This window comes from Paraburkholderia dilworthii, from assembly GCF_000472525.1.
Taxonomy (GTDB): domain Bacteria; phylum Pseudomonadota; class Gammaproteobacteria; order Burkholderiales; family Burkholderiaceae; genus Paraburkholderia; species Paraburkholderia dilworthii.
The window spans coordinates 76,758-89,498 of record NZ_AWZT01000007.1 but is presented as its reverse complement, the minus strand read 5'-3'; the positions used below and the strand labels follow the sequence as shown (position 1 = coordinate 89,498).

Genomic DNA, 12,741 nt, shown 5'->3' with positions numbered 1-12,741 from the left:
TGGCAGCGCCGAAGCGGCGAGCGCGGCGCCGCTGCTAGAACTCGATCGTCTGCATGTGAGATTCGGCGACACAGTGGCTGTGAACGACGTCACGCTGGCGATCCAGCGCGGCGAGCGCGTTGCGCTCGTCGGCGAATCCGGCTCGGGAAAAAGCGTGACCGCGCTGTCGATCCTGCGTCTGTTGAGCGACGCGCAGGTGAGCGGCTCGGTCCGTTTCGACGGCGAGGATCTGCTCGCCAAAAGCGAGCGTGAGATGCGCGGCATGCGCGGCTCGGACATCGCGATGATCTTTCAGGAGCCGATGACCGCGCTCAATCCGCTCTATACAGTCGGCGACCAGATCGCGGAAACGATCGTCGTTCATGACGGCGTTTCGGCGGCGGAAGCACGCAAGCGCGCGGTCGCGCTGCTGGGGCGCACGGGCATTCCCGAGCCGGGCAAACGCGTGAACAGCTACCCGCATCAACTCTCGGGCGGACAGCGGCAGCGCGCGATGATCGCGATGGCGCTCGCGTGCCGTCCCCGTCTTCTTCTCGCCGACGAACCGACTACCGCGCTGGACGTGACGATTCGCGCGCAGATCGTCGAGCTGCTACTCGAACTGCAGCGCGACGAAGCCGAAAAGCGCGGCATGGCCGTGCTGCTGATCACGCACGACCTGAACCTCGTGCGCCATTTTGCACAGCGCATCGCGGTGATGGAGAAGGGCGTACTGGTCGAAAGCGGGCCGGTCGAGCAAGTGTTCGAGTCGCCGCAGCACCCGTACACGCAGCGGCTGCTCGAAAGCCGGCCGCAGCGCACGGTCGTCCCGGTGCTACCTATTTCGCCGGTGCTGCTGGAAGCTCGCGATGTTTGCGTCGATTTCAGAACGAAGTTGCCGGGATTCGCCGGCTGGTTCCGCTCGGGGCGGTTTCGCGCGGTTGCGGACGCGGCTATTTCGGTGCGGCAGGGCGAGACGCTTGGCATCGTCGGTGAATCCGGTTCCGGGAAATCGACGCTCGCAATGGCCTTGCTCGGGCTGCAGCGCACCGCGCACGGCGAAATCGAATTTCAGGGCAGGGCGCTTCGCAGCTATCGCGGCGCCGAGCAGACCGCGTTGCGCTCGAATATGCAGGTGGTGTTTCAGGACCCGTTCAGCTCGCTTTCGCCTCGCCAGACGATCGAGCGGATCGTCGGCGAAGGGCTGCCGTTGCACCGGCCGCACATGACGCCGCAGGCGCGGCGCGATAAGGTGCTTGCCGTGCTGCGCGAGGTCGGGATCGACCGGACCGCGCTGCTGCGTTATCCGCACGAGTTTTCCGGCGGACAGCGCCAGCGCATAGCCATTGCACGGGCGCTCGTGGTTGAGCCGCGGATTCTGATCCTCGACGAACCGACCAGCGCGCTCGACGTTTCTATCCAGCAGCAAGTGCTGAAACTGCTCGCCGGCTTGCAACAGAAGTACAACCTGGGCTTCGTTTTCATCAGCCACGATCTGGCCGTGATTGGAGCGATGGCGCACCGCGTTGCGGTGATGCAAAACGGTTCTATCGTCGAAAGCGGAGACGTTGAGAAAATCTTTTCGACGCCGGCCCACCCGTACACTCGAAAGCTCCTGAAAGCAGCGTTGAATCACTGATTTTTCACCCCTTTCACCAATTGGGTGCGGGTATCGATTGTATTTTTCTATTTGTTTTGACACGTGAATACTTACTGGCTAGTATCGACCAAACTTTTTTCCGTAGACCCCTGATTCTTTAGCAAAAAATACCGACCAATGCAGCACAGAAATCTGACCCAGGCTTGCACGCGCGCCGTCGCCGGGATGTTCATTGGCGTCTTGATCGCAGCAGCTCCCGGCGCTTTCGCCGACGAAGTAAGCAGTTTCAATCAGAATGCCTCATATTCGCCGAGCAACGCGGCGAGTTCTTCCTCCCCCTCCAATTCGCAAACGCTCGGCAGCAATACTGACGGCGGCGCCAAATCGTTTCTTTCCGGCATGGCCGGCAAGGCGGGCGACGTGGTCGTCGGCGCGCTGAACATGATCGGCGTTCGCTACCGTTGGGGCGGCAACACGCCGGACTCGGGGCTCGATTGCAGCGGCTTCGTGCGCTACGTGTTCCAGGACACGCTGGGCATGGCGCTGCCGCGCCGCGCCGAGGAAATGAGCCGTGTCGGCGAGAAGGTCCGCGTGAGCGACCTCAAGCCGGGCGATCTGGTGTTCTTCAACACCATGCGCCGCACGTTCTCGCACGTGGGCATCTATATCGGCGACAACAAGTTCGTGCATTCGCCCTCCACCGGCAGCACGATCCGCGTCGACGACATGGATAGCGGCTACTGGGAAAAGCGTTTCACCGGCGCGCGCCGGATCGAGACGTCGTATCAGGACGGCGAAGATCTGCGCAAGCGCGTGAATGCGACGATCGGCGGCAATAACTGATTTTTGCTGAGCCGGCAGTTCGGGCACAGCACAAAAGCCTGCTTCAAATGAAGCAGGCTTTTTGCGTTTTGGAGCCGGTCCGCCGGTCCTGTGCCGAACCCCGCAACGCCGGGCTGCGCTAGGCCGCCGCACGGCTCACGGCCAGCTTGCGTTGTAGTTCCGGCATGATCTTCGCAACGGCTTCCTCGCCGGCCAGGATCGCGGCGTTGCGCTGCGAGAAGTCACTGCCGCTCATGGCCGCGAGATTCGGACGGATGACGATGTCGGCGTATTTGTCGAGTTCATACGCCTTGATCGTCTGGCCCATGATCGTGAAGGTTTGCATGAGCACGTCGAAGGAGTTGGCCGTCAGGCCGCTTTCGGGGCGCTGCGAGATATCCACGGCGATCACGAAGTCCGCGCCCATTTTGCGTGCGAACGACGCTGGCACTGGGCTCACCAGACCGCCGTCGACATATTCGTGCCCGCCGATTTTCACCGGCTCGAAGATCGACGGCACGCTGCATGAGGCGCGCACCGCGATACCTGTATTGCCGCGCTGAAAGAGAATTGGCTGGCCGGTTTTCAGGTCGGTAGCGACCACGCCGAGCGGCTTCACCATTTTTTCGATCGGGCGATTGTTGAGCGTGGTGTTCAGATAATTTTGCAGGGCGATGCCTTGCAGAAAGCCGCGCGTGCGAAATGGCATGGCCCAGTCGCTGATGGATGCTTCATCCATGTTCAACGCCAGCTTGTTTAGCGCGAAGCCGTTCATGCCCGACGCGTAAAGCGCGCCGACCACCGAGCCGGCGCTCGTGCCGGCCACCAGATCGACCTGAATGTTGCGCGCCTCCAGCGCCTTGATGACGCCGATATGCGCGAAGCCGCGCGCCGCGCCGCCACCTAGCGCAAGCGCGACGCGAATCGGCCGCTGCGGCTTGTCCAGCGGCGCCGCGCCTGTGGTGGGCGTAGCTGTGGCCGCATTCGACGACGACGCGCCGTCAATTCTGCTGCCTGCTGTGGTGCAGGCAGCGAGTACCGCTGAGGCTGCGGCGAGCGAAAAATTGCGACGGCCGTAACGGGGCGACGAAGGTTTCAACGAGTTCTCCAGCAACGGCGTGTGCAGCGCGACGGGCGCCGCTTTGGGCCGCAATCAGGCAAGGGTCGGGGTGAGTGCAAACAGCGGTTCGATGCGCGGATGAGCGCGTCTGCGCCTCAGCGCGCGCACATCATAAATCAAAGCGGCGCATGCGCGGCGGCCGGTAACGAAAGCTTGCGCGGACACTGCCCGTGGCCATCAATAGCCCATTCGGACGAGGGCGGGCCGCGCGCTTACGAAAGGTATAATTCGACTTCCGCTTCAATTCCTTCGTGTCCATGCACGGCAGCCGTCGTGTCGTATGGGCGCGGTTCGCTGCCGCGCTTGACGGGCGATGTTTGTCCGGCGCCGGCGCCAGTCTTCGAGTAACCGCTAATGACCACCTCCGTTCGTACCCGTTTCGCACCGAGTCCCACCGGCTTCATTCACCTCGGCAACATCCGCTCAGCGCTGTATCCGTGGGCGTTCGCGCGCAAGATGAAAGGGACCTTCGTGCTGCGGATCGAGGATACCGACGTCGAGCGTTCCACCACTGAATCTGTGGACGCGATTCTCGAAGGCATGGAATGGCTCGGCCTCGATTTCGACGAAGGCCCGTTCTACCAGATGCAGCGCATGGACCGTTATCGCGAAGTGCTCAAAGAGATGCAGGACGCGGGGCTCGTCTACCCGTGCTACATGTCGACGGAAGAGCTCGACGCGCTGCGCGAGCGTCAGCGTGAAGCCGGCGAGAAGCCGCGCTATGACGGCACATGGCGTCCGGAGCCTGGCAAGGTGTTGCCCGAACCCCCGGCGGGAGTCCAGCCGGTGCTGCGCTTCCGTAATCCGCTCACTGGCGTGGTGGCCTGGGACGATGCGGTGAAAGGGCGCATCGAAATCTCCAACGAGGAGTTGGACGACCTCGTGATTGCACGGCCGGACGGCACGCCGACCTACAACTTCTGCGTGGTGGTCGACGATCTCGATATGCGCATCACGCACGTCATTCGCGGCGACGATCACGTGAACAACACGCCGCGGCAGATCAACATTCTGCGCGCGCTCGGCGGCGAGCCGCCGGTCTATGCGCACCTGCCGACCGTGCTCAACGAGCAGGGCGAGAAGATGAGCAAGCGTCACGGCGCAATGAGCGTGATCGGCTATCGCGATGCCGGTTATCTGCCGGAAGCGGTGGTGAACTATCTGGCGCGTCTTGGCTGGTCGCATGGCGACGCGGAAATTTTCTCGCGCGAGCAGTTCGTCGAATGGTTCGATCTCGAGCACCTGGGCAAATCTCCGGCGCAGTACGACCACGACAAGCTGAACTGGCTGAACGCGCACTACATCAAGGAAGCCGATAACGCCCGACTCGCCGGACTGGCGCGGCCGTTCTTCGCGGAACTGGGTATCGACGAGGCGACCATCGCTCAGGGCGCGGATCTGACGGCGGTCGTTGGGCTGCTAAAGGATCGTGCATCGACGGTCAAGGAGATCGCGGAGAACGCCGCGATGTTCTATCGCACGCCCGCGCCGGACGCCGAAGCACTAGCGCAGCATGTGACTGATGCGGTGCGCCCGGCGCTCGGCGATCTTGCCGCTGCGCTGAAGACGGTCGAGTGGACCAAAGAGGCGATCGCCGCAGCGCTGAAGGCAACGCTTGGCACCCACAAGCTGAAGATGCCGCAACTGGCGATGCCGGTCCGTCTGCTGGTCGCGGGCACGACGCATACGCCCTCGATTGATATGGTGCTGATGCTGTTCGGCCGCGATGTGGTCGTGGGGCGTATCGGGAAGGCGTTGGCATAAGACGTGAAAGGGCCCACAAGCGGGCCCGAGCGCGTTCCGGCGTGCATTGAGTGTGTTTGCATGCGAGTTCGGAAAAAAGTCGCATGCGATTGCTCAAAGGGTATTTACAAAGCGCAAATTGGCCTCTAGAATCTCGTTTCTGTTCTGCAAGGGGGTATAGCTCAGCTGGGAGAGCGCTTGCATGGCATGCAAGAGGTCAGCGGTTCGATCCCGCTTACCTCCACCATCAGAGCAGAGTGAAGTCGTTCCGAAGTCTGGAGCTTGTAGAAAAAAAGACTTCACAAGCAGCAGTATCGTAGTTAAAATAGCGGTCTTCGCAGTTGGCGGAATAAATAACTAGCATTTAGCTTTTCGCTGGTTAATCCGACTCAGCGGCGAATAAAAGGCATGTCTGAAAAGATCATGTCCCCTTCGTCTAGAGGCCTAGGACATCACCCTTTCACGGTGAGTACAGGGGTTCGAATCCCCTAGGGGACGCCAAACATCAGCGTCGCTTTAGCGTTCGGGTTAATGCCCGATCAGCAGTAAAGCAGCGCAGCTTGCAGAGAAATAACCGACGCTCGCAAGCCAGGTGTGAAGACTGGAGTGGTAGTTCAGTTGGTTAGAATACCGGCCTGTCACGCCGGGGGTCGCGGGTTCGAGTCCCGTCCACTCCGCCAGACAAAGCCCGTTCATACACACTTGAACGGGCTTTTTCATTAAAGGTGTAAGCAGTACGTTGTCCCCTTCGTCTAGAGGCCTAGGACATCACCCTTTCACGGTGAGTACAGGGGTTCGAATCCCCTAGGGGACGCCAGAATATCGGCGTCGTTCGGTTGGAAGTTGAACGGTGCAGTGGGTGAGTGAGCGCAGCTTGCTTGCCGGGTGTGAAAATCTGGAGCGGTAGTTCAGTTGGTTAGAATACCGGCCTGTCACGCCGGGGGTCGCGGGTTCGAGTCCCGTCCGCTCCGCCAGATTTGAAAAAGCCCACTTCGAAAGAAGTGGGCTTTTTTTATTCCGCTGATCATCCCGCCTGGATATGCTCGGGACAAACAGCCATTGCCAGCGCGCGCGGCCTGTTTTACCGTTTATCCGACTTCTCTTCGTCGTGCCACCATGTTCGATCCAACCGAAGCTCCGTTGCCGTTCCATCTGCGCAAAGCCAGCATGGACGATTTCGAGTTCGCTGAGGCGCTGACTCATAGCAACATGGGCGGCTATTATCAGCGGCATCATCTCGTCTGGCGTGGCGATCTCTTTCTCGGCAGTTGGCGCGAGTCGGAAAATTTCATCCTCGAAATGGACGGCAAGCCGATTGGCGTGTTGCGCATCACGCAAGAAGGCGATTCGCTGCATATCCGCGACGTGCAGATTGCTGAAGGGTACAGGCGGCTCGGCGCGGGCACCTATCTGCTGGATATGTCGCACCAATGGGCGCGCGAGCGCGGACTGCGCGAACTGCAGTTGCGCGTGTTCGTCGACAATCCCGCAGCGCGGCTCTATCAGCGCAAAGGCTACAAACTGACCGGGCCGCGGCTCGCACAGCTTGGCGCGATCCGTCATCTTGCGCGGCGCGTTTGAGCCGCGCGCCCGGCGACCCAGGTTCAGCGTTCATCCGTGTTCGCTGCTCGCCGCATCCGCCCGATGCTGCGCTGCCTGCTCGCCGGCATTCTCGTCCAGGTCCGCATCGTCGCGGCTTTCGCCATTTTCCAGACGATGTTCCGAGCCCCGTTCGATAAACGCGCGCGGGCTTTCACCAAACGCACGCCGGAACATCGCGGAAAATGCGCTCTGGCTCTGATAGCCCAATTCCTGGGCGACATGCGACAGTGGCCGTCCCTGACTCAGTAGTGGAATCGCCCGCGCGAGAATCGCCTGTTGCCGCCATTGCGAAAAGCTCACGCCAAGCTCCTGCCGGAAAAGCCGCGCAATCGTGCGCGTACTCGCTCCGACGCTCGCCGCCCATTGTTCGAGCGACTCACCGGGCGTCGGGTCCGCGATCACCGCCTCGCACAGCGCGCGCAGGCGCTTTTCGTTGGGCATCGGCACCGACAGCGGCAGTGGCTCCGAACGCGTCAGCTCATCTAACGCGAGCGCGCCGAGCAACTGCTCGCGCGCGGGCGAGATGCCAGACGTGTCGAGCGCGGCAATCACTTCGCGCAGCAGGTTCGAGACTTCGACGACACGGGGCGCGTCGAGTCCCGCAGGCACCGCGCTTTCACTGATATACAACGTGCGCAGGAACGCATCTTCGACGGCCACCACCTCGTGCGTGACGTGCGGCGGCACCCAGATTGCTCGGGAGGGCGGCACCATCCATGTCGTGCCGGTCGTCGCGACGCGCAGTACGCCGCGCGACGCATACGCGACCTGTGCCCAGGCATGCGTATGACGCGCAAAGTGAGAACCCATCGGCATGGGCCGCGAGCGCACGCGAATCGGATGCGCGTCGTTCGGCTGAAACTCTGGCGGAGTGTCGGTCAAGCTGACGAAGCTCGAGCGGTCCGAGCCGGCGTACGGAGTCATGGCGAAGGTCGATCCACGGAACGAAACGCTATGGGCATGAGGCCCGAACATGAGTGGGTTCTCATTGTAGAACGTGCCCGCTTTGAGACGTTGCATAATGTCCCGATTGACCGACCACCATTCGAGGAGCACGAACGACGATGCAAACCGTCTTTGTCTACGGCACGCTGCGAGCGGGCGAAGTGAACGACATCCGCGAAGCCGCGGCGCGCAACGACATAGCCGAGCCGAACCTGCTCGGCACGGCCACGGTTCGCGGCCATCTGTTCGACTTCGGTTCGTATCCGGGACTCGTCGTCGACGAACAGGGCGTGGACGTGATCGGCGATGTCTATGAAATCGACGATCAACTCGTCGCCGTGCTCGACGAGATCGAGGCGGTGTATCCAGGCATCGAAGATCGCTTTCTCGCCCGTGAAGTGATGGTGAAAGTGGACGGCAACGTCGTGAACTGCCGCTTCTATCCGGTCGCTCCTCAAGCGGTGAAGGGTCTCCACGAAATCAGGTCCGGCGACTGGGTCGAGTATCGCGCCACGCGCTGACACACCTAGCGCGCGCTCACACGCGCTAAAAACAGCATAAAATACGGCCCGTCAGGCATGCGCCTGACGGGCCGTTCGGCCGGACATTCATTGCACGCGGTCGTCGTTATGAGCCGACGAGCGTTCGCGTTCAGATTTCTTCGTAGAGCGGCAGCGTCAGAAAGTCGGTGAACTGCCCGGACGTCGACATCTCTTCGAAAATTTGCGCCGCGCGTTCATACGGTTTCGTATCGCCGCCAACGGCCTGCTTCACTTTGTCGAGTTCCTGCACAGCGAACTCGCGCACAAGTTCGGCCGTCACCTTACGGCCATCGTCGAGCGTGCCTTTCGGCGAGCGAATCCACTGCCACACTTGCGAGCGCGAAATCTCGGCGGTGGCCGCATCTTCCATCAGGTTGTGGATCGGCACGCAGCCGTTGCCCGCGAGCCATGAACCGAGGTAGTGAATGCCGACGTTGATGTTGTTGCGCAGACCGGCCTCGGTGATCGGCGCTTCCGGGCGGAAGTCCATCAGATCCGTTGCGGTGACGAGCACGTCGTCGCGTTGCTTGCCGATCTGGTTCGGCTTGTCGCCGAGCACCTTGACGAACTCTGCCATCGCGATCGGCACGAGGCCCGGATGCGCGACCCAGCCGCCGTCGTAGCCGTCGCCGGCATCGCGCGCCTTGTCGGAGCGCACGCCGGCCATCGCCTTGTCGTTGGCAGCAGGATCGTTCTTGATCGGAATCAGCGCGCTCATTCCGCCAATGGCCGGCGCGTTGCGGCGATGGCAAGTCTTCAGCAGCAACAGCGCATACGCGCGCATGAACGGCGAGGTCATCGTGATCTGCGAGCGATCCGCAAGGCAGAAGCCGCGGTCGGACTTGAACTTCTTGATTGCGGAAAAGATGTAGTCCCAACGACCGGCGTTGAGCCCCGAGCTATGTTCACGCAGCTCGTACAGAATCTCGTCCATTTCGAACGCGGCGAGAATGGTTTCGATCAGCACCGTCGCGCGAATCGTGCCGCGCGGCACGCCGACTGCTTCCTGCGCGGCGACGAAGATGTCGTTCCACAGACGCGCTTCCAGATGGCTCTCCATCTTCGGCAGATAGAAGTAGGGGCCCGAGCCGCGCGCGACCAGTTCCTTCGCGTTGTGCACCATGAAGAGCGCGAAGTCGAAGATGCCGCCCGACACGCGCTTGCCGTCCACCTTCACGTGCTTCTCGTCGAGATGCCAGCCGCGCGGACGCACGATCAGCGTGGCGACCTTCTCGTTCAGCTTATAGCTCTTGCCGTTCTGCTCAAGCGAGATCGTGCGGCGCACGGCGTCCTTCAGATTGATATGGCCGGTGATCTGGTTGTCCCAACTCGGCGCATTCGAATCCTCGAAGTCGGTCATGTACGAATCCGCGCCCGAGTTCAGCGCGTTGATGATCATCTTGCGCTCGACCGGACCGGTGATCTCCACGCGGCGGCATTGCAGGTCTTTCGGCAGCGGCGCAATGGTCCAGTCGCCGTCGCGCACGTTCTTTGTCTCGGCGAGGAAGTCGGGGCGCTCGTCGGCGTCGAGCCGTTTCGTGCGTTCCGCGCGCGCCTGCAACAACTGCTGACGGCGCGGCTCGAACGTGCGATGCAGCGCGGCGACGAGTTCGAGCGCTTCGCGCGTGAGGATCGCTTCGTAGCCCGGCTTGATTTCTGCGGTAATTTCCATGCCCTGCGGCAGCGACAACGATGACAGCGAATTCGCCATGTTTTCTCCTTGGTCGGTCAGATTGCAAAGATGCAAAGTTGAAACGCGGTTGTAGTGGTTGAGTCGATTCGATAAGTTGCCGAAGGTGAGCGTCATGCGCCGGGGCTGCGGCGTGTGCGGCTCGCTGCGGCGCCAGCGCGTCCGGCGCGTCTGGCAGACGCAAGGGTTTTCAGGAAGGCCAGCAGATCGCTCATGCCTGCGCCGGCGCCATGCGGCGTCACACCGAGTTCTTCGAGCGGCGCGTTCTGCCGGTTGAGCCAGAACGTGGTGAAGCCGAACCACGTCGCGCCGGCCACGTCCCAACCATTCGACGACACGAAGACAATCTCGCGCGGATGCGCGTCGAAGGCTTGCGGGCCGAGCGCGTAGGCGGCGGGTGCGGGTTTGTATGCGCGCACGGCGTCGACGGAAAGCACGTGATCGAACAGGCCGCTCATGCCCGCGCTCTTCACCGCGACATCTAGCATTTGGGGATTGCCGTTGGAGAGAATCGCGAGGCCGGGGCGCGAGCCGCCCGACGTACTCGCCGATGTGCAGACGGCGCGCGCAGGGCTCGATGCGGATATCGACGCCGGCTTGGAGGCACATGTGGCGGACCCAGGTCCAGACGCCGCATCGCGCAGCACACGCAGCGCAGGCACAGCATCGGGAAACGCGGACAGGCACGCGTACTCGTCCATCAAACGCTTTTCAGCCGTACGGCCGAGCGTGAGTTGAAGCTTTTTCGCGGAAAAGCGCAGAGCGTCGAGCGTGACGTCCCAGAACGGACGGTAGTGCGCGCCGTCGCCGGCATCGGCCAGCGTGCGCAACTGCGTGTACTCGATCTGTTTCTGGCGCCACAACTGGGAGAGCGCGTCGCCGCGTCCGGGGAAGATCTGCTCTGCGGCAGCGATCACCGAATGCACGTCGAAAAGCGTGCCGTAGGCGTCGAAAATCACTGCTTTAGGGGAAAGTGTCGTTGTGGCCGACATTGCCGTGCGCTCCAGTCAGAGGTCAGGACGGATTGTATTAGCGGTGCTGTGCGCTAAAAAAGAGGCTAAGGATCACTTGATCTTTTACTTTCACCCACCTAATCTGACGCGCACCGGTCAACTTTGCTGCGCCAGCGGCGCCGCTTTCATGGACAGATTCAAGCAGATCGAGACCTTTGTCACCGTCGCTGCCAGAGGCAGCCTGTCGGCTGCGGCGCTTGCCGAGGGCGTGGCTCCCGCGATCATCGGCCGACGTATCGATGCACTCGAAGAACGTCTCGGCGTCAAGTTGCTGGTGCGCACCACGCGCAAGATCACGCTGACTTTCGAGGGCTCGGCGTTTCTCGAAGACTGTCAGCGCATCATTCACGACATGCAGAACGCCGAGGCGAGCGTGTCGGCGGGCGGTGTGAAAGCGAGCGGCCACCTGCGGCTGTCCGCACCGGCCGGTTTTGGACGCCGCCACGTTGCACCGCTGGTGCCGGCGTTCACAGTTGCGCATCCGGATGTTTCGATCACGCTCGATCTGTCGGACCGGCTCGTCGATCTGGTCAACGAAGGCTTCGATTGCGCGGTACGGCTCGGCGAATTGCCCGATTCGTCGCTGGTGTCGCTCAAACTCGGCGAAAACCGGCGCGTGTGCGTCGCTTCGCCGTCGTATTTGAGTCGGCGCGGCGCGCCGCATAGTCTCGCGGATCTTGCGCAGCACAACTGTCTCGCGCTTGGCGCGAGCGCCAATCAGCAGCGCGGCTGGATGTTCCAGCAGGGCGATAAAGTCGTGTCGATCAAGGTGTCCGGCACGATGGAATGCTCGGACGGCGCGGTGCTGCATGAGTGGTGTCTCGAAGGACACGGCCTCGCGTGGCGTTCGTGGTGGGAAGTCGGCGCGGACATCGCGGCGGGGCGCCTCGTGAGCGTACTCGACGAGTTCGCGGCGCCGCCCATTGGGATCCATGCGGTGTTTCCGCAGCGCCGCCATCTGCCGCTGCGAGTGCGGCTTTTTCTGGATTTCCTCAAGCATACGTATGGCCTTCCGGAGTACTGGGGCTGACGCCACGCAACGGGTTTTCGATATTCGGACAGACCCTCAATAGCGGTTTGCGGCAGGTGTCCGCGACCTACAATCGTTTTGAGGCCGGCATGCCAAAAACGCAGCCGATACGGCCGCCCGACATGGACACGGATACGGAGGGCACATGTTCAAGCACATTCTCGTTCCGACCGATGGTTCAGATCTCTCGCGCAAGGCGATTGCCGGCGCCATCGACCTCGCCCAGGCGGTCGGCGCGCGCATCACCGCATACGCGTGCCTGCCGCAATATCCGTATGCGCCGTTCTCCGACATCGTTGTCGAACCTCCGTCCGAGTTCCTCGAGCGCAGCGAACGCGAAGCGCAGGAGCATCTGCGCGAAGTGGAGTTCGCCGCCAGCCGTGTCGGGGTTGTCGTCGATAGGCACACCAGCGTGCATCCGGCGCCGTATCTCGGCATCATCGAAGCGGCGGAGCGGGGCGCATGTGACGTGATCTTCATGGCCTCACACGGGCGACGCGGTCTCGGCAGCCTGCTGATCGGCAGCGAAACGCAGCGCGTGCTTACACATACGAAAATTCCGGTGCTCGTGTACCGGTAGACCTCGCCGATGTCCGGTTCCGCGGTTTGCGCCGGCAGCGGAAAAACGCGCCGGCGACCAGGCCGGCGCGTCGTC

11 protein-coding genes and 5 tRNA genes are annotated in these 12,741 nt (G+C 62.1%); 12 read left to right on the top strand and 4 right to left on the bottom strand.

What is annotated here, in order from left to right; translation table 11 throughout:
- Positions 1 to 31: 31 nt before the first annotated feature.
- Complete coding sequence (locus F759_RS0109055; RefSeq protein WP_036023972.1) at positions 32 to 1,618, top strand: ABC transporter ATP-binding protein; 1,587 nt, start codon at positions 32 to 34, stop codon at positions 1,616 to 1,618.
- 138 nt (positions 1,619 to 1,756) lie between these two features.
- Positions 1,757 to 2,422: a C40 family peptidase gene (locus F759_RS0109050; protein WP_027799559.1), complete on the top strand. Its 666-nt coding sequence runs from the start codon at positions 1,757 to 1,759 to the stop codon at positions 2,420 to 2,422.
- Between the two features lie 118 nt (positions 2,423 to 2,540).
- On the opposite strand, the gene F759_RS0109045 is transcribed toward F759_RS0109050, so the two are convergent.
- Entirely contained in the window at positions 2,541 to 3,500 is a 960-nt protein-coding gene (locus F759_RS0109045) for a patatin-like phospholipase family protein (protein ID WP_027799558.1), read from the bottom strand.
- Between the two features lie 375 nt (positions 3,501 to 3,875).
- On the opposite strand from F759_RS0109045, the gene gltX reads away from it, so the two are divergent.
- The 7 genes from gltX (at position 3,876) to F759_RS0109000 (ending at position 6,845) form a co-directional block, all read left to right on the top strand.
- Positions 3,876 to 5,285: a glutamate--tRNA ligase gene (gltX, locus tag F759_RS0109030; protein ID WP_027799557.1), complete on the top strand. Its 1,410-nt coding sequence runs from the start codon at positions 3,876 to 3,878 to the stop codon at positions 5,283 to 5,285.
- A 150-nt stretch (positions 5,286 to 5,435) separates the two neighbouring features.
- Positions 5,436 to 5,511: transfer RNA gene (locus F759_RS0109025), tRNA-Ala, on the top strand.
- Positions 5,512 to 5,689: 178 nt separating this feature from the next.
- Positions 5,690 to 5,765, top strand: a tRNA-Glu gene (locus tag F759_RS0109020).
- 102 nt (positions 5,766 to 5,867) lie between these two features.
- Positions 5,868 to 5,944, top strand: a tRNA-Asp gene (locus tag F759_RS0109015).
- A gap of 61 nt (positions 5,945 to 6,005) precedes the next feature.
- Positions 6,006 to 6,081: transfer RNA gene (locus F759_RS0109010), tRNA-Glu, on the top strand.
- Positions 6,082 to 6,161: 80 nt separating this feature from the next.
- A tRNA-Asp gene (locus F759_RS0109005) sits at positions 6,162 to 6,238 on the top strand.
- A gap of 142 nt (positions 6,239 to 6,380) precedes the next feature.
- On the top strand, positions 6,381 to 6,845 hold the full coding sequence (locus tag F759_RS0109000) for a GNAT family N-acetyltransferase (RefSeq protein ID WP_027799556.1): 465 nt from the start codon (positions 6,381 to 6,383) through the stop codon (positions 6,843 to 6,845).
- Between the two features lie 30 nt (positions 6,846 to 6,875).
- Here F759_RS0109000 and F759_RS0108995 read toward each other — a convergent pair whose 3' ends face one another.
- Positions 6,876 to 7,790: an AraC family transcriptional regulator gene (locus F759_RS0108995; RefSeq protein WP_027799555.1), complete on the bottom strand. Its 915-nt coding sequence runs from the start codon at positions 7,788 to 7,790 to the stop codon at positions 6,876 to 6,878.
- 140 nt (positions 7,791 to 7,930) lie between these two features.
- Here F759_RS0108995 and F759_RS0108990 point away from each other — a divergent pair, with 140 nt between their 5' ends.
- Complete coding sequence (locus F759_RS0108990; RefSeq protein ID WP_027799554.1) at positions 7,931 to 8,332, top strand: gamma-glutamylcyclotransferase family protein; 402 nt, start codon at positions 7,931 to 7,933, stop codon at positions 8,330 to 8,332.
- 130 nt (positions 8,333 to 8,462) lie between these two features.
- Here the strand turns inward: F759_RS0108990 and aceB are convergent, their stop codons facing one another.
- Together aceB and F759_RS0108980 are read right to left on the bottom strand one after the other, a co-directional pair.
- A complete protein-coding gene (gene aceB / locus F759_RS0108985) occupies positions 8,463 to 10,064 on the bottom strand; it encodes a malate synthase A (protein ID WP_027799553.1) in 1,602 nt (533 codons plus the stop codon).
- Positions 10,065 to 10,156: 92 nt separating this feature from the next.
- Complete coding sequence (locus F759_RS0108980) at positions 10,157 to 11,035, bottom strand: (S)-2-haloacid dehalogenase (protein WP_027799552.1); 879 nt, start codon at positions 11,033 to 11,035, stop codon at positions 10,157 to 10,159.
- 148 nt (positions 11,036 to 11,183) lie between these two features.
- Here F759_RS0108980 and F759_RS0108975 point away from each other — a divergent pair, with 148 nt between their 5' ends.
- Together F759_RS0108975 and F759_RS0108970 are read left to right on the top strand one after the other, a co-directional pair.
- Positions 11,184 to 12,086, top strand: a complete 903-nt coding sequence (locus tag F759_RS0108975; protein WP_036023935.1) for a LysR family transcriptional regulator — start codon at positions 11,184 to 11,186, stop codon at positions 12,084 to 12,086.
- 145 nt (positions 12,087 to 12,231) lie between these two features.
- Positions 12,232 to 12,666, top strand: coding sequence for a universal stress protein (locus tag F759_RS0108970; RefSeq protein WP_027799550.1), 435 nt, complete (start codon positions 12,232 to 12,234; stop codon positions 12,664 to 12,666).
- Positions 12,667 to 12,741: the final 75 nt, after the last annotated feature.